Consider the following 19,411-nt stretch of genomic DNA (forward strand, 5'->3'; position numbering starts at 1 on the left):
CCCTATAGGCTCGGCATGGCATCCGAAGACGATAAAACCCCCGAAAATATCCCCAACGCGAACGCCTATGGCGCCGACAGCATCAAGGTCCTCAAGGGCCTCGACGCGGTGCGCAAGCGCCCCGGCATGTATATCGGCGACACCGACGACGGCTCGGGTCTCCACCACATGGTGTTCGAGGTTTCGGACAACGCGATCGACGAGGCGCTGGCGGGGCATTGCGACAAGATCGTGATCCAGCTCAACGCCGACGGATCGGTCAGCGTCGAGGATAATGGCCGCGGCATCCCCACCGGCATCCATTCGGAGGAAGGCGTCAGCGCGGCCGAGGTCATCATGACCCAGCTTCACGCCGGCGGTAAGTTCGAGAACACGTCGGACGACAATGCCTACAAGGTCTCGGGCGGCCTGCACGGCGTCGGCGTCTCGGTGGTCAACGCGCTCAGCGAGTGGCTCGATCTCAACATCTGGCGCGACGGCGAGGAGCATTACATGCGCTTCGCCTATGGCGACGCCACCGCACCGCTCAAGGTCGTCGGGCCGGCGCCAGAGGGCAAGAAGGGCACGCGCGTGACCTTCCTCGCCTCGACCGAAAAGACGCCGGGCGACGGCGGCACCTTCAAGAACCAGATCGAGTATGATTTCGAAAAGCTCGAGCACCGCTATCGCGAACTGGCCTTCCTCAACTCGGGCGTGCGGCTGTTCCTGCGCGACGCGCGGCACGAGGAGATCAAGGAAGTCGAACTCTATTACGAAGGCGGCATCGCCGCGTTCGTGAAGTATCTCGACCGCAACAAGACCCCGCTGATGCCCGATCCGGTGGCGATCGCCGGCACCCGCGACGACGTCACGATCGACGTCGCGCTGGAGTGGAACGACAGCTATTACGAAAACGTCCTCTGCTTCACCAACAACATCCCGCAGCGCGACGGCGGCACCCACCTGGCTGCGTTCCGCGCCGCGCTGACGCGCACGATCAACAATTATGCCGACAAGTCGGGCGCGCTGAAGAAGGAGAAGGTCACCCTCACCGGCGACGACATGCGCGAGGGTCTCACCGCGATCGTCTCGGTCAAGCTGCCCGATCCCAAATTCTCGTCGCAGACCAAGGACAAGCTGGTCAGCTCGGAGGTGCGCCAGCCGCTCGAAAGCCTGATGGCCGACAAGATGGCCGAATGGCTCGAAGAGAACCCACAGAACGCCCGCCAGATCATCCAGAAGGTGATCGACGCCGCCGCCGCACGCGAGGCCGCCAAGAAGGCGCGCGAGCTGACCCGGCGCAAGGGCGTAATGGACATCGCCAGCCTGCCCGGCAAGCTCGCCGATTGTCAGGAGCGCGACCCCGCCAAGTCCGAACTGTTCCTGGTCGAGGGTGACTCGGCCGGCGGCTCGGCCAAGCAGGGCCGCGACCGCCATTTCCAGGCGATCCTCCCGCTGCGCGGCAAGATCCTCAATGTCGAGCGCGCGCGCTTCGACCGCATGCTTTCGTCCAAGGAAATCGGCACGCTCATTCAGGCGATGGGCACCGGCATCGGCCGCGACGATTTCAACCTCGAAAAGCTGCGCTACCACAAGATCGTCATCATGACCGACGCCGACGTCGATGGCGCGCATATCCGCACGCTGCTGCTGACCTTCTTCTACCGCCAGATGCCCGAGATCATCGATGCCGGGCACCTCTACATCGCCCAGCCGCCGCTCTACAAAGCCGCCAAGGGCCGTAGCGAGGTCTATCTCAAGGACGATGCCGCGCTCGACCAGTATCTGGTCGATGCCGGGGTCGGCGGCACCGTGCTCGACACCGCCGGCGTGCAGCGCACCGGTGAGGAATTGCGCGAGTTGGTCGAGCATGCCCGCCGCCTGCGCACGCTCGCCCGCTACGTCCCGCGCCGCTACGATCCAATGATCATCGAGGCGCTGGCGCTCGGCAACGGGCTCGATCCCAACGCCACGCGTGATCAGCGCGCGGGCAGCATCACCTCGGTCGTCACCCGCCTCGACGCGGCGGATGCCGATGCGCGCTGGTCGGCACGCGTCACCGAGGATGGCGGCTATCATTTCGAGCGCTGGTGGCGCGGCGTGACCGACCATCACATCGTCGAGGCGGCGTTCCTCGTCTCGGCCGAAGCGCGCAAGCTCCACGCGCTCGCGAGCGAGCATGCCGACAAATATCTCGTCCCGTCGAAGCTGATCTCGTCAAGGGCGACCCAGGCCGCCGAGGCCGAAGCGGAAGCCGAAGCGCCGGAAGGCGACGAGGCCGAGGCCGCCCCGGTCGTCGCGGCCAAGGGCGAAACGCTTGTCTCGCGCCCCAGCCAGTTGCTCGACGCGATCCTCGCCTTCGGCCGCAAGGGTCTGTCGATCCAGCGCTACAAGGGTCTCGGCGAAATGAACGCCGAACAGCTGTGGGAAACCACGCTCGACCCATCCAATCGCTCGATGTTGGTGGTGCAGGTCGATCAGGCCGACGTCGCCGACGAAATCTTCACGCGACTCATGGGCGACGTCGTCGAACCGCGCCGCGAATTCATCCAGCAGAATGCGCTCAGCGTCGCCAATCTCGACGTCTGATCGCGGATTCAATTCGTTACGCCGCTGACCATTTGCGGCTGAAAGCGCGCGCTGCTCCACCGTCCCCGGTCAAAGGGGACGGGGAATGCGGGGATTCATTGCCATCGCGCTGATGCTCGCCGCCGCGCCGGTCGCGGCCGACGAACTCGATGTTGGCGCTGAGATCGGCGCCGACCTCGGCCAGGGCACCGCCAGCTATTTCAGCCGCGAGATCGCCGGCAACCGCACCGCCAGCGGCGAACGCTGCGATCCCGACACGCTCACCGCCGCGCATCGCACCGCGCCGTTCGGCAGCAAGGTGCGCGTCACCAACCTGTCCACCGGCCAGAGCGTGATCGTTCGCATCAACGACCGCGGCCCGTTCCGCGCCGGCCGCGTGATCGACCTGAGCCACGCCGCCGCACGCGAGATCGGCATGCACCGCACCGGCACGGCGAAGGTCAGCCTCGCGCTGCTCGACGACTGACGCGCCCCGAAACCATTTTCCTACAGCACCGATTCCGGCTTACCCAGACGCTTCCTTCACGTCCCCGGGGACCCGCGCCGATGCCCATTCCATGCGATCAGATTTCGATGACGGCGGGCCTGCAACGGCCCGGCGCCCTCGCGCATGACAACCCCGCTTTTGTGTCAACTTTGTCAACTTCGCTCATTTTGGGTAACCCCTGCGACGCGAGCAGCCAGAGGTCGTCACATGAGTGACGATCTAATTGACGCCGCCGATATTGCAGTGCAGCAATCCGCCATGGCCAGCACCCCGATCGCCAACAACGCCGACATCCGCTTTCTGGGCAAGCTGCTCGGCGACGTCATTCGCGCTTATGGCGGCGAGGCGCTGTTCCGGCGGATCGAATATATCCGCGCCGCCTCGGTCGACCGCCATCGCGGCGTCGCCGGCGCCGACACGATCGATCCCGGCCTCGACAGCCTCAGCCTCGACGAGACGCTCGATTTCGTGCGCAGCTTCATGCTGTTCTCGATGCTCGCCAACCTCGCCGAGGACCGTCAGGGCATCGCCGCGGAACCGGGCGCCGATCTCGAACACGCCATCGCCAAGCTCAAGGAACATGGCATCGGCGCCGACAAGATCGCGCAACTGCTTGAAAACGCACTCGTCGCCCCGGTGCTCACCGCACACCCGACCGAGGTGCGCCGCAAGTCGATGATCGACCACCGCAACCGGATCGCCGAGCTGATGCGGCTGCGCGACGACGGAGTTGCGGAAACGCCTGATGGCGATCTGGTCGAGGAAGCGATCACGCGGCAGGTCGCCTTGCTGTGGCAGACTCGCGTGCTGCGGTTCGAGCGGCTGTACGTCGCCGACGAGGTCGAGACCGCTTTGTCCTATCTGCGCGACGTCTTTCTCCCCGCTTTGCCCGCGCTCTACGCCCGCTGGGACCGCGCACTCGGCGAGCGCGTGCCGCCCTTCCTCAAGCCCGGCAACTGGATCGGCGGCGACCGCGACGGCAACCCGTTCGTCACCGCCGACTCGCTGCGTCTCACCCTCGCCCGCTCGGCCGAGACGGTGCTCAGCCATTATCTCGACGCGGTCCATGCGCTCGGTGCCGAACTCTCGATCTCAACCCACCACGCCGAGATCGACGGCGGGATCGCCGCACTCGCCGAAGCCAGCGGCGACGACGCCGCCAGCCGCTCGGACGAACCCTATCGCCGCGCGCTGTCGGGAATCTACGCCCGCCTCGCCGCCACCTATCGCCACCTCACCGGCAAGCCCGCCCCGCGCCCCGGCCCGCTCAAGGGCGAAGCCTATCGCGACCCCGCAGCGTTCCGCGCCGATCTCGCCACCGTCGCGCACGGCCTCGCCGCGCATGGCGGCGCGTCGCTGGCCTCGTCCGGCGCGCTCGGGCGGCTGATCCGCTCGGTCGATATCTTCGGCTTCCACCTCGCCACGCTCGACATGCGCCAGAACAGCGCGGTGCATGAGCGCGTGATCGCCGAGCTGCTCAAGGTCGCCGGCGTCGAGGCCGATTATGCGTCACTCGACGAGGACGCCCGCATCGCCCTGCTCCGCCGCGAGCTCGCCAGCCCGCGCCCGCTCACCAGCCGCTATGCCAGCTATTCGGACGAAACCGCGTCGGAGCTCGCCATCGTCAATGCCGCGGCGGAGGCGCACCAAAGCTACGGTCGCGCCGCCATCCGTCAGTATATCGTGTCGATGGCGCAGTCGGTCTCGGACCTGCTCGAAGTCCATGTGCTGCTCAAGGAAGCGGGACTCTACATTCCCGGGGACACGCCCGAAGCGCATATCATGGCGGTGCCGCTGTTCGAGACGATCGGCGATCTCGACGCCGCGCCCGCGATCATGCGCGCGTGGTTCGCGCTGCCCGAGGTGGCGCATGTCGCCAAGGCGCGCGGCCATCAGGAAGTGATGATCGGCTATTCCGATTCGAACAAGGACGGCGGCTACCTCACCTCGACTTGGGGCCTGTCCAAGGGCTCGACCGCATTGAAGCCGGTGTTCGAGGAAGCCGGAATCGGCATGCAGCTGTTCCACGGCCGCGGCGGCGCGGTCGGGCGCGGCGGCGGCTCGTCCTTCCAGGCGATTCAGGCGCAGCCCGCCGGCACCGTGCAGGGCCGCATCCGCATCACCGAACAGGGCGAGGTGATCGCGGCGAAATACGGCACGCGCGAAAGCGCCGCGACCAATCTCGAGGCGATGGCCTCGGCGACGTTGCTCGCCAGCCTCGAGCCGCAGCGGCTCAGCGATGCCGATGCCGGGCGCTTCGAGGGCGCGATGGAGCAGCTTTCCGGCACCGCCTTCACCGCCTATCGCGGTCTCGTTTACGGTACCGATGGCTTTCGTACCTTCTTCCGCCAGCTCACCCCGATCGCCGAGATTGCGGGCTTGAAGATCGGCAGCCGCCCGGCGAGCCGCAAGAAATCCGACGCGATCGAGGATCTGCGCGCGATCCCCTGGGTGTTCAGCTGGGCGCAGGCGCGAGTCATGCTGCCGGGCTGGTACGGCGTCGGCGATGCGCTGTCGGCATTCCCCGACCGCGGCCTGCTGCGCGAAATGGCCGAGGGTTGGCCGCTCTTCGCCTCGACGCTGGCGAACCTCGAAATGGTCCTCGCCAAGTCCGACATGGCGATCGCCGAACGCTATGCCGGGCTGGTCGAGGACCGCGCGCTCGCCGATTCGATCTTCGGCCGCATTCGCGACGGCTGGCAGGTCACGCACGATCAGCTGCTCGAAATCACGCGCCAGACTCGCCTGCTCGAAAAGCACCCTGCGCTCGAAACCTCGATCCGGCTGCGCCTGCCCTATATCGAACCGCTCAACCTGCTCCAGGTCGAGCTGTTGAAGCGCCACCGCGCGGGCGAGACCGATCCCAAGATCGAACAGGGCATCCTGCTGTCGATCAACGCCATCGCGACGGCGTTGCGGAATTCGGGTTAGCTGTCGATGAACAGCGCCGCCAGCTCCGGCCGCACACGCATCGGCCGCCCGCTGGCCTTTTCGATCATTGCCCAGGTCGATACCGCCTCGACTTTCACCCTGCCGTCCGCCCCAGTGAACCTCATATGCCGGTCGAACCGCGCGCCACGCGGCGGATCGGGCACCCAGGTCTCCCCGGTCACCGTCTCCCCAGCGACGACATTGCCGCGGTAATCGATCTCATGCCGTGTCACGACCCAGAAGTAAGCGTCCTGATCCTCCGGCGGCGCGACCGCATACCAGTGTGCGACCGCAACTTGCTGAATCCACTGGACCCATACCGCATTGTTGACGTGCCCCAGCTCGTCAATGTCCTCCGGCCGGGCGGTGATCTGCTGGGTAAAGCGCGTCATGCTTGACGTTTACGTCAGGCCGGGCCCGAACGAAAGCGTCAGTAGCGCATCGCCTCGTTCCCGACGAAACCGAGCCTGCTCACCCCGGCGCGCTTGACCACGGCCAGCACCGAATTGAACCGCTCATAGCGGGCTGCCTCGTCGGTCTTGAGATGCAACACGCCGCCGGCGTCCACCGTCGACTTGAGCAGAACCGGCAGCTCGGCGTCGCCGATCGCACGGCCGTCCCACAACAAAGCCCCGGAGGCGGCGATCTCGAGCCGATGCGGCACCTCCAGCCGTGTGCCTGTCGGCGGTCCGCTCGGCAACTCCACCGGCAGTTTGTGCGAGGCGATGGGGATGGTCAGGATCATCATGATCAACAGCACCAGCAGCACGTCGATCAGCGGCGTGATGTTGATCGCGGCCAAGGGCTGCGGTTCGGCAAGGATGACGGCACGCTTCATAGGGCACCTCCTGCAATGATGATGTTACATCATCACATACAGCCACGGCCGTCAAGTCAGCATGCCTCATACTTCCAGTGCCGCTTCTTGCCCTCGCGAATCCACGCAATCGCTTCGGCCAGCCTTTTGTCACGCGTCGCCTCGCGCTTGGCGTCGGCGATCCACTCGCAATATTCGCGGCGCTGGCTGGGGGCAAAGCCATCGAAATTCGCCGCCGCGACCGGGTCGCGCGCCAGCGCTTCCGCCAACACCTCCGGCACCTCGACCTCGGGCTTGCGCACCTGGTTTTCGCGTTTGGCGAACGCACCCGAGTCGATCAGCGCTACGACCGCGCGCACCTGCGCTTCCATCGCCGTGTCGCCGGGCAGTTCGCTCAGCGAGGTGATCCGGCCGAACTGGCCCATCGCCTCGCCTTCCTTGCCCGTCGCCATCTGGTCGCGATACCAGAAGCCGAACGTCGTATGCGCCTTGAACGCAGCCATGCCCGCCAGCGGCCGGCCCTTGTAGGAGAAAGCGGGCATGCTCCACTTGATGCCCTCTTCGACATCCGGGCATCCGGCATGCACCCGCGCGCGCAGCCAGCTCAGGATCGGCCGGGCAAACTCGGCCTGCGTTGCGATATAGGCGTCGATTCGCGGATCGGTGGACATGACGCATTCCTCCCTCGGACGGATTGCTCCGTCCGAAGGCTCGCGCCGTCAAGGGCTAGGGGTTGAGCGCCACTGCGTCGCCATCGCCGAGATCGTCTTCCTCGACCGAATCCGCATCGAACTCGGCTTGAACGTCGTCCTCTTCATCATCTTCGTCATCTGTTTCGGCGGAGGTCTCGTCACCAATCTCGTCGGCCGCCATGGCGAGTTCGTCGTCCTCGTCCATCTCGTCCGGGTCCTCGCCCAGATCGGGGTTGAGGTCCGTCAGGATCGTGCCGTCGCTCGGGCCGTCGCGCGTCGCCTCGAGGATCTCGGCGCGCTGGCTCTCGTCATAGCCGTCCTCGTCATAGCCGTCGTCGCCGGGGCCGCGCCCCGTCACCTGATAGCCGCCCATCGCAGCCCTCCATGTTTCTACTCAAGCGCGAACGGCGGGCGGGGCGCGACGGTTCCGCGCGCTTGCGACGAATGGAGTCAGCTGCGGCGAAAGAGCCGTCCGCGCTCGGTGACGAAGATGATCAGCAGCGCGGTCAGTCCGAGCGTCAGGAAGCCGGTATAGAGCGGCACCGTGCTGCCGTCGAACGACTGTCCGATCACCGCCCCCAGCACCGCGGCGCCCATGGTCTGGACGAAGCCCTGCAAGCTCGACGCGGTGCCCGCGACATCGCCCATATTCTCCATCGCCATGGCCGAGAAGTTGGAGTTGCACAGCCCCATCGCTGCCATCATCGGCGCCTGCAGCGCGATGAACACCCACAGATTCTCGCCGCCCGCCAGGATCACCGCGAGGTGCAACGCCGAGATCCCTAGCGTCGCCACCAGCGCCAGGTGCGACAGGAAGCGCATGCCCAGCCGCATCACCAGCCGCGAATTCAGGAACGCCCCCGCCGCCATGAACCCCGCTATCGCGCCGAACACCAATGTCAGCAGTTCGGGCCGTTTGAACACATCATAGACGATCTGCTGAATCGAGCCGACGAACGAGAAGAAGCAGCCCCAAATCGCCGCCGACGCCAGTGTGTAACCGACCGCCCAACGGTCGCGCACCATCACGCCATAGCCATTGAACACATTGCGCAGGTGGAACGCATCGCGCGCTTCACGATCCAGCGTCTCTGGCATGCGCAGGGTGAACCAGATCAGCACGCCCGCCGATACCGCCGCCACGCCGCCGAAGATCAGCCGCCAGTCGCCGAAGATGATCACCATCGCCTGTCCAAACGCGGGCGCGAGCACCGGCACGATCATGAACGTCATGAAGGCGAGGCTCATGACACGTGCCATCGCGCGTCCGGCGAAACAGTCGCGCACCAGCGCCACCGTGACCACCCGCCCCGCGGCAACCGCCGCGCCGCTGGCCGCGCGCGCGGCCAGCAGCAGTTCGAAACTGCTCGAAAACGCCGCCCACGCATTGGTCAGCACGTAGAGCAAAAGCGCCGCCACGATCACCGGCTTGCGGCCAAACCGGTCGGCGAGCGGCCCGTGGAACAGCTGCGCGACGGCGAAGCCGAGCATGAAGGCGGTGATCACATATTGCCGATGATTGGGTTCCGCCACGCCCAGTTCGTCGCCGATCGCGGGCAGCGCCGGCAGCATCGAGTCGATACCCAGCGCAGTCAGCGCCATGATCGAGGCGATCAGCGCGACGAATTCGCCCATCGGGATCGGCGAGCGGTTGGGCGCTTCGGTCGCATGAGAGGTCGTTCGCGCATGCATGGCGCGCCCATGCCGCATCGCAGCTTCTTCGTCACCCCACGCATTGACCTTTTACATTTGCGATCTTAGTGTATTGCCCAACTAATACGGTTGGAGGTTGTCATGAAGCGAACGTTGCTGATCCTTCCCCTTGCTGCAGCGCTGGCGGCGTGCGGCAACGAAGGCGACGGCACGTCGGTTTCGATCAAGGGTGATGACGGCAACACCGTCGCGAGCGTCGGCAAGGACGGCCGCGTCGCGATCAAGGCGCCGGGCTTCGAAGGCTCGCTCAAGCTGCCCAAATTCGAATTCGGCGCCGACAATTTCGAGGTCGATGGCCTCAAGCTGTACCCCGGCTCGACCATCGCCAACCTCAATGTCGAATCCGGCAATGGCAAGGAGGGCAGCGTCAAGGTCCAGTTCGACGCTCCAGCCGCCGCGGCGCAGGTGCAGAACTGGTTCCGCGAGCAGATGCAGAGTGCGGGCTTCACCGTCGATCTCAAGGACGGCGTGCTCGCCGGCAAGACCAGCGACGGCAGTCCCTTCACGCTAAAGCTGGCCCCGGCCGGCGACGCCACGTCCCGCGGCACGCTGTCGGTTACCGGCACCTGAAATCCACTGCGTAGGTGGATGGCGGGAAGGCCGCACGGCACTCGCGCCCTTCCCGCCCCTGTTCTAGCGACTTGCGAAGGTATATCTGCGGATCAAGAATCGTATCCGGAGCTACTTTTTATGTCCGACACCCTGCTCGCAGAGGTCCCGCTGATCGACATGGCCGATCAGGCGCGCGACCCCGACGCGTTCGCCGCCGCACTGGGCGGCTCGTTCGAGCGTTTCGGCTTCGCCATGGTCAGCGGCCATGGCGTTCCTGAAGACCTGATCGCCCGCGCCTGGGCGCAGACGCGCGCGTTCTTCGAGCTGCCCGAGGACAAGAAGCGCGGCTATTTCGTCGCGGGCGGCGGCGGCGCGCGCGGGTACACGCCCTTCAAGACCGAGATCGCCAAGGGCGCCGAATATGTCGATCTCAAGGAGTTCTGGCATATCGGCCGCGAACTGCCCCAAGGCCATCGCTTCTCCGACAGCATGGCCCCTAACGTCTGGCCGTCGCGCCCGGAGGGCTTCCGTGACACGTTTCTCGAGCTGTTCGCCGCGCTCGACACCGCAGGCGACAAATTGCTCTCGGCTATCGCCCGCCATCTCGGCCTCGCGCCGAACTGGTTCGATCGGGCGGTCAAGGACGGCAACTCGGTCCTCCGCCTGCTCCACTATCCGCCGGTGACCGAGGATGCGCCCAATGTCCGCGCCGGCGCGCATGAGGACATCAACCTGATCACGTTGCTGCTCGGCGCCGAGGAAGCAGGGCTCCAGCTGCTCGACCGCGATGGCCAGTGGCTGCCGATCAAGCCGCCAGAGGGCGCGATGGTCGTCAATGTCGGCGACATGCTGCAGCGGCTGACCAACCATGTCCTGCCCTCGACCACCCACCGCGTGGTCAACCCGCCGCCCGAGCGGCGCGGCCATTCGCGCTATTCGATGCCCTTCTTCCTGCATCCCGCGCCGGATTTCCTGATCAAAGCGCTGCCGCAATGCGTCACGGCCTCCAACCCCGAGCGCGAGCCGCCGATCACTGCGCACGACTATCTCGCCGAGCGCCTCGCCGAGATCGGGCTGACGAAGAAGTAAACCGCGCCCAACTATTCCTGCGTCACCCCGGACTTGTTCCGGGGTCCACGCTGCCGCAAAGAGCCGCGCGGGCGAGTCTGTCCGCCCGGTGGACCCCGGAATGAATCCGGGGTGACGATGTGAGTGGGGAATAGCTTTGCCCGAGCCGTTGAAAGTCGCCCTTGCAGGCCTTGGCACCGTTGGCGCCGGGGTGATCCGGCTGATCGACGCCAACTCCGACCTGATCGCACGCCGCGCCGGACGGCCGATCGAGATCGTGGCGGTGTCGGCACGCGACCGCACCAAGGACCGCGGCGTCGACATCACCCGCTTCGACTGGGTCGATGACATGACCCAGCTTGCGCATCACGCAAAAGCCGATGTCGTGGTCGAGCTGATTGGCGGCTCGGACGGCCCGGCGCTTGCGCTCGCGCGCGCGACGCTCGCCGCGGGCAAGGGCCTCGTCACTGCGAACAAGGCGATGATCGCGCATCACGGGCTCGAACTCGCCATTGCCGCCGAAAAGACCGACACGCCGATGAAGTTCGAGGCGGCGGTCGCGGGCGGCGTGCCGGTGATCAAGGGGCTGCGCGAGGGCGCGGCGGCCAACCAGATCGACCGCGTCTATGGCATCCTCAACGGCACCTGCAATTTCATCCTCTCAAAGATGGAAGCCGAAGGGCGCGACTTCGCCGAGATCCTTGCCGAAGCGCAGGCCGCGGGCTTCGCCGAAGCCGATCCCAGCTTCGACATCGACGGCGTGGACGCCGCGCACAAGCTCTCGATCCTCGCCAGCATCGCCTTCGGCACTCAGCCGGCGTTCGGCGATGTCGCGATCGGCGGCATCCGCCATCTGCTCGCGGCCGATATCGCCGAAGCCGCCGCGCTCGGCTATCGCGTGCGCCTGCTCGGCATTGCCGATCTCGGCCCGAACGGGCTGTTCCAGCGCGTCCACCCGCACCTCGTCCCGCTCGCGCACCCGCTGGCGCACGTGATCGGCCCGACCAACGCCGTCGTCGCCGAGGGCAATTTCGTCGGCCGCCTGCTGTTCCAGGGCGCAGGCGCAGGCGACGGCCCGACTGCTTCAGCCGTCGTCGCCGACCTGATCGACATCGCGCGCACCGAATTCGGCCCGCCCTATGCGATGCCCGCGACCAGCCTCGCCAACGAGCCCGCCGCCTCGACCGGCGACCGCCGCAGCCGCGCCTATCTGCGCTTCACCGTGCCCGACAAGGTCGGCGTGCTGGCCGAGATCGCCGCCGCGATGCGCGATGCCGGCGTCTCGATCGAATCGCTGATCCAGCGCGGCGCGCATGCCGATGGCGAAGTGCTGCTCGCCATCGTCACGCACGAAGGGCCGGAGCGTTGCGTCGCGCAGGCGCTCGAAAAGCTGCGCGGGTCGCAGAGCCTGTCGGGCGAGCCGATGTGGATGCACATCCTCGGCGAATGACGGGCTAAGGCGCGGGCTCGCGCTTACGCACGACCTTGCCGTCGAAGCCGACGCCGACCGTCACACCGACCATTCCGTCGCATTGTGTCAGGAACGGGCCGCTGACACCGCACTGGAACATCACATCGGCCAGCACGCGCTCGGTCTGATAGGGAATGTTGTCGATCGAACGCGCAGTGACGAACGGCACGCGATATTTGATATCCGCCTCGCGCAGCGCGCAGACGACGATCTCGTCCTTCGCCGCGGTGGTCTTGCACGGGATCGCGGCTGTGGTGCGCGCGCGATAGTCGGTCAGCACCAGGTCGGCAGGCGCGGCCTGCAGCAGCAACGCGAACGCAACGACCATGGCCCGGCACCTCCGAGCCGCAACTTTCGCATGGCTTTGTGGCCGAATTGGTTCAATCGATCGGCGCGCTTACCAGCTCGGCGCCCTTGCTCGGACAGACCGGCGCGCCCTGCACACCGCACGCCATTTTGGTCTGTTTCGCGACCGCGTCCAGCTTGCCGCTGAACTTGGGCTCGATGAGCCCGGTCAGGCGATAAGGCGATTCGGCCGCGGGCAGGCATTTGCCCGTCACGCATAGTTTGGCGCTTCGCATCCGCTTCACCGGCGCCCTGCGCACGGTCCGTTTGCGCACCACGACCGCGGCGGGCCGCGCGCGTTTGGGCAATGTTACTACACGCGGCGTATCGACCGCGGCGCTCAGCGCCAGCAGCAAACTCAACATCACGAATTCCTTCGATTCCTGTTCGACTTAAGAACGCTGGCCGCCTCGTTTTTGTTTCAGTTCCCCGCGCTTTTGGCTGCACCTGACCATCGACATCGGCGCGCGCGCATCCTATCGGCGCTGGCAAAGCGAATTTTGAGAGGCTCCCCACGATCATGCAGACCGCCAGCAAGGTTCTCGACCGCGTCCTCGTGCTCGAAATGGTGCGCGTCACCGAAGCCGCCGCCATCGCCGCCTCGACGCTGGTCGGCCGCGGCGATGAAAAGGCCGCCGACGCCGCTGCGGTCGAAGCGATGCGCGCCGCGCTCAACGAACTCTACATGGACGGCACCGTCGTGATCGGCGAGGGCGAGCGCGACGAGGCGCCCATGCTCTATATCGGCGAAAAGGTCGGCTCGGCGATCGGCAAGGGCCCGAAGATCGACATCGCGCTCGACCCGCTTGAAGGCACCACGATCTGCGCCAAGGCCGGCCCCAACAGCCTCGCCGTGCTCGCCATCGCCGAGGAAGGCATGCTGCTCAACGCGCCCGACGTGTACATGGACAAGATCGCGGTCGGCCCGGGCTATACCGGCGACGTCATCGATCTCGACAAGACCCCGACCCAGAATATCGAGGCGATCGCCGCGCAGAAGGGCGTGAAGCCGAGCGAGATCATCGCCTGCGTGCTAGACCGCCCGCGCCACGAAAAGCTGATCGCCGAGTTGCGCCAGATCGGTTGCGGCGTGGTGCTGATCGGCGACGGCGACGTTGCCGGCGTGATTGCCACCACCAATCCCGACACCACGATCGACGTCTATATGGGTTCGGGCGGGGCGCCGGAGGGCGTGCTGGCGTGCGCCGCGCTGGCATGCGTCGGCGGCCAGTTCAAGGGCCGCCTGCTGTTCCGCAACGAGGACGAGCGCAGCCGTGCGCGCAAATGGGGCATCACCGACCTCGACAAGCAGTATGACCTCAAGGAGCTGGCCAAGGGCGACTGCATCTTCGCCGCGACCGGCGTGACCGACGGCTCGCTGCTCGAGGGCGTCAAGCGCCGCAAGGACCGGATGACCACCGAGAGCGTCGTGATGCGCGCCAGCTCGGGCACGGTGCGCTGGGTCAAGGGCGAGCACCGGCTCGATTGACGGGCCAGGCGGGTTGAGCACGAACCTGCTGACCTGGCTGCTGTTCGGAGCGCTGCTCGCCGCCTATTTCTGGTACGTTCGCGGCGGCGGTGTCGCGACCGGATCGGGGCGCATCGCCCGCTATCGCCGCTGGATGCGCCGCGCCCCGCTGGCCTTCGGCGCCGCGTCGTTCGCGGCGCTGCTTGCAGGCGGACGGCTCGAGGCGCTGGCCACGCTGCCCGATGAATTTGCGCAGCTTGCGGCGCATGCCCGCCATCTCGCCGGCTTCGGCGGTGACATCGCCGCACTCAAGTTTGCGGTGCTGGCAGGCTTCGGCGGCGGCGTGCTGCTCGGCCTGTTGATCGCTTGGTGGCGCAAGCATCGCGGCAAGCGCCAGCTGATGGCGGGCAACCTCACCCGCATCCTGCCGCAAACGCCCGGCGAATTTGGCTGGACGACGATATTGGCCATCGTCGCGGGGATCGTCGAGGAGCTGTTCTTCCGCCTCGCGCTCCCGCTATTCGCCACGCTGGCCAGCGGCAGCGCCGAGCTCGGCTTCGCGCTGGCGATTGCACTGTTCGCCTTTGCCCACCGCTACCAGGGCCGCACCGGCATGGCGTTTTCAGTGATCGCGGGCGGACTGCTCGCGATCCTCTACCTCGCCACCGGCTCGCTCTGGTTCACGATGCTCGTCCACGCGCTGCTCAATCTCAACGGCCTCGTCATCCGCCCCGCGCTGATTGGTCCCGCCCGCGCCTGATTGATGGTTGTGTCGCGAGGGCGGGATAGGCTCTACTCGCGCCATCATGCGAACCCAGACCCTGCGCCGCGCCGCTGCCGCCCTGCTGCTTGCCACCCTCGTTGCGCCCGCCGCCAGCCGGCAAGCCGCCCCCGCGGCTCAGACATCGCCCTTCACCTATCAGAAGCTGATGGTGCCGATGCGCGACGGGACGAAGCTCGAGACGGTGATCCTGACCCCGCGCGATGCCAGCGGCCCGCTCCCGATCCTGCTCCAGCGCACGCCCTATGGCGTGTTCGGCGCAGCGCCATCGACCATGCCGGCCAGCTGGGCCGCGCTGGCGAAGGACGGCTATATCCTCGTCTTCCAGTCGATGCGCGGCCGCTTCGGATCGGAGGGGGCGCAGTTTACCCTGTCGACCGAGCTGCGCGACGGCAGCACGGACGAGGCGAGCGACGCCTATGATACGATCGACTGGCTGCTCAAGAACGTCCCCGCCAACAACGGCCGCGTCGGCATGTGGGGCGTGTCCTATCCCGGCCTTACCGCGGCGATCGCACTCGCTCGCCCGCATCCGGCGTTGAAAGCGGTCAGTCCGCAGGCGCCGTGGACCGACTATTTCATGCATGACGACCTGCACCGCTATGGCGCGATGCGGCTGACCTATGCCTATGACTGGCTGCATTTGCTTCAGGCCGAGAAGACCAACGAGACGGCCAAATATGACGGCTATGACAGCTACGACTGGTTCCTGAACGCCGGGTCGCCCGACGAGATCGAGCGCAAGCATCTCAAGGGCCGTGTCCCGCTATTCCGGGCGATGATCGAGAACCCGGACTATAACGGCTTCTGGAAGAAGCAGGTGTGGACCGCCCGGCTCGGCAAGACCACCGTGGCGACGCTCAACGTCGCCGGGCTGTGGGATCAGGAGGACCCGTGGGGGCCGTGGGAGATCCACCGCAAGCAGCAGCAGGACGACCCGCAGAACCTCGCCGTGATCGTCGCCGGGCCGTGGAATCACGGCGGCTGGCGCGGCAAGGCGGAGTCGCTCGGCCGCATTCCGATGGGGACGGAAAGCGGCACGCAGTTCCAGCAGGAGATCGAGGCGCCGTTTTTCCGCCACTGGCTCCACGGCAAGGGCGACAAGCCGGCGTTCGAGGCGGCGCTGTTCCAGTCCGGCTCATGGACGTGGAAACGCTATGCCAGCTGGCCGCCCAAGGGTGCGGAGGCGCGCAAGCTCTACCTCACCGCCGACGGCACATTGTCCTTCACTGCGCCCACCGGCGCTGCCTGCCGCGACTATGTGTCCGACCCGGCCAATCCCGTCCCTTACCGCCAGCGCCCGATCTCCTCGACCTGGGGCTCGCCCGACTGGCCGTGGTGGGAGACCGAGGACCAGCGTTTCCTGCAGGGCCGCCCCGACGTGCTGAGCTGGACCAGCGCGCAGCTCGACGCCGACCTCACCGTCACCGGCCGCGTCGCCGCGACGCTGATGGCCGCGACCAGCGGCACCGACAGCGATTTCGTGGTCAAGCTGATCGACGTCTTCCCCGACAATTATGCCAAGCCGCCGGAGAGCCCCAAGCCGGGCGACTATGCGCGCTCCTTGAACGGCTATCAGTTGCCGGTCGCGATGGAGGTGCGCCGCGGCCGCTGGCTCGACGGGTATGAAGTGTCGAAGCCGCTGGTCCCGGGCAAGGTCCGCGCCTGGGACGTCCCGCTGCACGACCGCGACCATGTGTTCAAGAAAGGCCACCGCATCATGGTGCAGGTCCAGTCGAGCTGGTTCCCCGTGATCGACCGCAACCCGCAGAAATTCGTCCCCAACATCTACAAGGCGCAGCGGAGCGAGTATGTGAAGGCGACGCAGCGCGTCTGTACCGGATCGTTCGTCAGCCTGCCGGTGGCGGGTTAGTTCTTCAACCGCCACCCGGTACGGAAAATCCACCCCACTACGCCCAAACACACCGCCAGGAACACCGCCAGCGCGATCAGGCTGACTTCGATCGACACGTCGCCCTTGCCGAAGAAGCTCCAGCGGAACCCGCTGATGAGATACACGATCGGGTTGAACAGGCTCACCGTGCGCCATGGCTCGGGCAGCATGTTGATCGTGTAGAACGCCCCGCCGAGGAAGGTCAGCGGCGTGATGATCAGGCTCGGAATGAACGAGAGCTGCTCGAACCCCTTGGCCCAGATGCCGATGATGAAGCCGGCCAGACAAAAGGCGATCGAGGTCAGCACCAGCATCGCCAGCATCACCAGCGGATGCGCGATCGGCACATCGACGAAGATCATCGCGGTGATCAGCGTGATCAGCCCCAGCACCACCGACTTGGTCGCCGCCGCGCCGACGAACCCCACCACGATCTCCATCGCCGACACCGGCGCGGATAGCAGTTCGTAGATCGTGCCGGTGAATTTGGGAAAATAGATGCCAAGTGACGCGTTGGAGATCGACAGCTGCAACGTCCCCATCAGGATCAGCCCGGGCACGATGAAGCTGCCATAGGAGACGCCGTCGAGCGCCTGCATCCGCGACCCGATCGCGCCGCCGAACACGACGAAATAGAGCGCGGTGGTGACCACGGGTGTGACCAGACTCTGCCAGATCGTGCGCAGCGCGCGCGCCATCTCGAAGCGATAAATCGCCCAGACGCCATGATGGTTGAAGCCCTTCATGCCGCCTGCTCCTCGTCGCGCCGTTCGACAAGGTCGACGAAGATGTCCTCGAGGCTCGACTTGGAGGTATCGAGATCCTTGAACGCGATCCCCAGTTCGCCGAGCTTGCGCAGCAGCGAGGGGATGCCGGTGCGCTCGGCCTGCGCGTCGAAGGTGTAGCGCAGCCGCTCGCCCTCGTCGGTGAGCGTCAGATGCCATTCGTCGAGCTCGGCCGGGATCGTCGCCATCGGCTCGACCAGCGCGATGTCCATCTCGCGCTTGCCGAGCTTCTTCATCAGCGCCGCCTTGTCCTCGACCAGCAGCAGCTCGCCCTTGTTGATCACCCCCACCCGGTCGGCCATCTCCTCGGCCTCTTCGATATAATGGGTGGTGAGGATGATGGTGGTGCCCTTCTCGCGCAGCCGCTTGACCAGCTTCCACATGTCGCGGCGCAGCGAGACATCGACGCCCGCGGTGGGCTCGTCGAGGAACAATATGTCCGGCTCGTGCGCCAGCGCCTTGGCGATCAGCACGCGGCGTTTCATGCCGCCGGACAGCTCCATGATCTTGGAGTTGCGCTTGTCCCACAGCGACAGGTCGCGCAGCACCTCGTCGATATAGGCGTCATGCCCGGCGCGGCCGAACAGCCGGCGGCTGTAGCGTGTCGTCGCCAGCACCGTTTCGAACATGTCGACCGACAATTCCTGCGGCACCAGCCCGATCTTCATCCGAGCCGCGCGCGGCTCGGCGATCGCGTCGTGGCCATCGACGGTGATCGTGCCGCTGCTCGGCGTGACGATCCCGCAGATGATGCTGATCAGCGTCGTCTTGCCCGCGCCGTTCGGCCCGAGCAGCGCGAAGATCTCGCCCTTGGCGATTTCGAGATCGACCGTCTTGAGCGCCCGATGTCCCGAGGCATAGGTCTTGCTGACGCCACGGACGGACAGAATTGGTTGCATGAAGGCCCCTTGTCGAGCGCGGATGTAGGTATCGGCGAGCATCACGGCAACCGCGGCCGATCGGTTCGGCGGCGTCGGTTGACGAAGTTGACACAATTGCGGGGTGTATGGGCGATTGCGACGACGACGCGACGGGATGTGACCGCTTCGCGACCATCACGCAACACATACGAGACACCGACGCGACACCGACGCGACACTTGCGCGACGATCGCGCGACATCGGCGCGACGGGCACGCGCCATGTCGGCGACACGGATGCGGCAGTTACGCGCGGGTGGCGGGTGGTCGATGTGGCGGCAGCGGTCCATCGACAAGGATAGAACAGATGATTTCCAACATTGGAAGGAGCGAAAGCGGACTGGCCGCAAACGACCCCTGTGTGGACGGCTCTCCGTTGGCAAGGGGGTTTTCTGCTCTGCGCTGGCTAGTTGAGGCGCCCATGTGTCCGGCCTGTTCGCGCGGCTTTGCATGGCCGCTGGCCCTGATGCCATTCGCGCGGATCAGGTCCCTCCCAATTGCACGCACTCGAAGTGCTGGGGTCGTTCGGGTTATCCTGCTCCGGCGGTTTCAACCGGCTTGTTGCGTCAGTTCAGTCTGCCCTTTCCAACTTGCGTGGCGCCCTGGGGCGCGATCTCTCAGGCTGCCGCCAGCTCCGCGTCCCGGTAAGGCTCGCCGGTTGCCAACATGGCCCAGATGATCCGGGCGTTCTTGTTGGCCAGCGCAACAGCGGCAACCTTGGGCTTCTTACGCTCCAGCAGTTGCCCCACCCAGGGCCATTTTGCGCTGCCATGCCTTGCGCGCCGAATCACTGCCATAGCTCCGACCACGAGCAACTCGCGCAGGTAGGTGTTGCCGGCCTTGGTTATACTGCCAAGCCGCTCCTTGCCGCCACTCGAGTTCTGGCGCGGGGTCAGTCCGACCCATGCCGAGAGGCTTCG

19 protein-coding genes are annotated in these 19,411 nt (G+C 66.1%); 9 read left to right on the forward strand and 10 right to left on the reverse strand.

Features of this window, described 5'->3' with window-relative positions:
* The first annotated feature begins 15 nt into the window (after positions 1 to 15).
* From gyrB to ppc, 3 genes are all read left to right on the forward strand, one after another.
* Positions 16 to 2,568, forward strand: a complete 2,553-nt coding sequence (gene gyrB / locus M9978_RS04625; protein WP_254291755.1) for a DNA topoisomerase (ATP-hydrolyzing) subunit B — start codon at positions 16 to 18, stop codon at positions 2,566 to 2,568.
* Between the two features lie 85 nt (positions 2,569 to 2,653).
* Positions 2,654 to 3,034, forward strand: a complete 381-nt coding sequence (locus tag M9978_RS04630) for a septal ring lytic transglycosylase RlpA family protein (protein ID WP_254291757.1) — start codon at positions 2,654 to 2,656, stop codon at positions 3,032 to 3,034.
* Between the two features lie 279 nt (positions 3,035 to 3,313).
* Complete coding sequence (gene ppc, locus M9978_RS04635; RefSeq protein WP_254291758.1) at positions 3,314 to 5,986, forward strand: phosphoenolpyruvate carboxylase; 2,673 nt, start codon at positions 3,314 to 3,316, stop codon at positions 5,984 to 5,986.
* Here the strand turns inward: ppc and M9978_RS04640 are convergent.
* The 5 genes from M9978_RS04640 to M9978_RS04660 all read right to left on the reverse strand — a co-directional run bounded on the left by M9978_RS04640 (position 5,983) and on the right by M9978_RS04660 (position 9,205).
* Positions 5,983 to 6,378 carry an acyl-CoA thioesterase gene (locus M9978_RS04640; protein ID WP_254291760.1) on the reverse strand — a complete coding sequence of 132 codons (396 nt, stop codon included), beginning with the start codon at positions 6,376 to 6,378 and terminating at the stop codon, positions 5,983 to 5,985. The two genes, ppc and M9978_RS04640, sit on opposite strands and share 4 nt — an antisense overlap.
* 38 nt (positions 6,379 to 6,416) lie before the next feature.
* On the reverse strand, positions 6,417 to 6,824 hold the full coding sequence (locus M9978_RS04645) for an ExbD/TolR family protein (protein WP_254291762.1): 408 nt from the start codon (positions 6,822 to 6,824) through the stop codon (positions 6,417 to 6,419).
* A 56-nt stretch (positions 6,825 to 6,880) separates the two neighbouring features.
* Positions 6,881 to 7,474, reverse strand: a complete 594-nt coding sequence (locus M9978_RS04650) for a YdeI/OmpD-associated family protein (RefSeq protein WP_254291763.1) — start codon at positions 7,472 to 7,474, stop codon at positions 6,881 to 6,883.
* Positions 7,475 to 7,529: 55 nt separating this feature from the next.
* On the reverse strand, positions 7,530 to 7,868 hold the full coding sequence (locus tag M9978_RS04655; protein WP_254291765.1) for a DNA primase: 339 nt from the start codon (positions 7,866 to 7,868) through the stop codon (positions 7,530 to 7,532).
* A gap of 77 nt (positions 7,869 to 7,945) precedes the next feature.
* Positions 7,946 to 9,205, reverse strand: coding sequence for a multidrug effflux MFS transporter (locus M9978_RS04660; RefSeq protein ID WP_367305040.1), 1,260 nt, complete (start codon positions 9,203 to 9,205; stop codon positions 7,946 to 7,948).
* A gap of 84 nt (positions 9,206 to 9,289) precedes the next feature.
* Between M9978_RS04660 and M9978_RS04665 the strand changes: the two genes are divergently transcribed.
* The 3 genes from M9978_RS04665 (at position 9,290) to M9978_RS04675 (ending at position 12,278) form a co-directional block, all read left to right on the forward strand.
* Entirely contained in the window at positions 9,290 to 9,778 is a 489-nt protein-coding gene (locus tag M9978_RS04665; RefSeq protein ID WP_254291769.1) for a hypothetical protein, read from the forward strand.
* A 120-nt stretch (positions 9,779 to 9,898) separates the two neighbouring features.
* Positions 9,899 to 10,849, forward strand: a complete 951-nt coding sequence (locus M9978_RS04670; RefSeq protein ID WP_254291771.1) for an isopenicillin N synthase family dioxygenase — start codon at positions 9,899 to 9,901, stop codon at positions 10,847 to 10,849.
* 136 nt (positions 10,850 to 10,985) lie between these two features.
* Positions 10,986 to 12,278: a homoserine dehydrogenase gene (locus tag M9978_RS04675; RefSeq protein ID WP_254291772.1), complete on the forward strand. Its 1,293-nt coding sequence runs from the start codon at positions 10,986 to 10,988 to the stop codon at positions 12,276 to 12,278.
* Positions 12,279 to 12,282: 4 nt separating this feature from the next.
* Here the strand turns inward: M9978_RS04675 and M9978_RS04680 are convergent, their stop codons facing one another.
* Positions 12,283 to 12,627: a hypothetical protein gene (locus M9978_RS04680; RefSeq protein ID WP_254291774.1), complete on the reverse strand. Its 345-nt coding sequence runs from the start codon at positions 12,625 to 12,627 to the stop codon at positions 12,283 to 12,285.
* 52 nt (positions 12,628 to 12,679) lie between these two features.
* Positions 12,680 to 13,009 carry a hypothetical protein gene (locus M9978_RS04685; RefSeq protein WP_254291776.1) on the reverse strand — a complete coding sequence of 110 codons (330 nt, stop codon included), beginning with the start codon at positions 13,007 to 13,009 and terminating at the stop codon, positions 12,680 to 12,682.
* 155 nt (positions 13,010 to 13,164) lie between these two features.
* On the opposite strand from M9978_RS04685, the gene glpX reads away from it, so the two are divergent.
* The 3 genes from glpX to M9978_RS04700 are packed head-to-tail and all read left to right on the forward strand — an operon-like array spanning position 13,165 to position 16,766.
* Positions 13,165 to 14,133: a class II fructose-bisphosphatase gene (gene glpX / locus M9978_RS04690; RefSeq protein ID WP_254291777.1), complete on the forward strand. Its 969-nt coding sequence runs from the start codon at positions 13,165 to 13,167 to the stop codon at positions 14,131 to 14,133.
* A 13-nt stretch (positions 14,134 to 14,146) separates the two neighbouring features.
* A complete protein-coding gene (locus M9978_RS04695; RefSeq protein WP_254291780.1) occupies positions 14,147 to 14,872 on the forward strand; it encodes a CPBP family intramembrane glutamic endopeptidase in 726 nt (241 codons plus the stop codon).
* Between the two features lie 46 nt (positions 14,873 to 14,918).
* On the forward strand, positions 14,919 to 16,766 hold the full coding sequence (locus tag M9978_RS04700; RefSeq protein ID WP_254291782.1) for a CocE/NonD family hydrolase: 1,848 nt from the start codon (positions 14,919 to 14,921) through the stop codon (positions 16,764 to 16,766).
* On the opposite strand, the gene M9978_RS04705 is transcribed toward M9978_RS04700, so the two are convergent.
* From M9978_RS04705 to M9978_RS04715, 3 genes are all read right to left on the reverse strand, one after another.
* Positions 16,763 to 17,533 (reverse strand): ABC transporter permease, encoded by a 771-nt coding sequence (locus M9978_RS04705; protein ID WP_254291785.1) that lies wholly within the window; start codon positions 17,531 to 17,533, stop codon positions 16,763 to 16,765. The two genes, M9978_RS04700 and M9978_RS04705, sit on opposite strands and share 4 nt — an antisense overlap.
* Positions 17,530 to 18,471, reverse strand: coding sequence for an ABC transporter ATP-binding protein (locus M9978_RS04710; protein ID WP_254291787.1), 942 nt, complete (start codon positions 18,469 to 18,471; stop codon positions 17,530 to 17,532). The genes M9978_RS04705 and M9978_RS04710 overlap by 4 nt, the downstream gene beginning before the upstream one ends.
* A 637-nt stretch (positions 18,472 to 19,108) precedes the next feature.
* Positions 19,109 to 19,411: transposase (locus M9978_RS04715; RefSeq protein ID WP_254291789.1), on the reverse strand; the 303-nt coding region annotated here is incomplete at its 5' end.

It is taken from the genome of Sphingomonas tagetis, from assembly GCF_024211275.1.
GTDB lineage: Bacteria > Pseudomonadota > Alphaproteobacteria > Sphingomonadales > Sphingomonadaceae > Sphingomonas > Sphingomonas tagetis.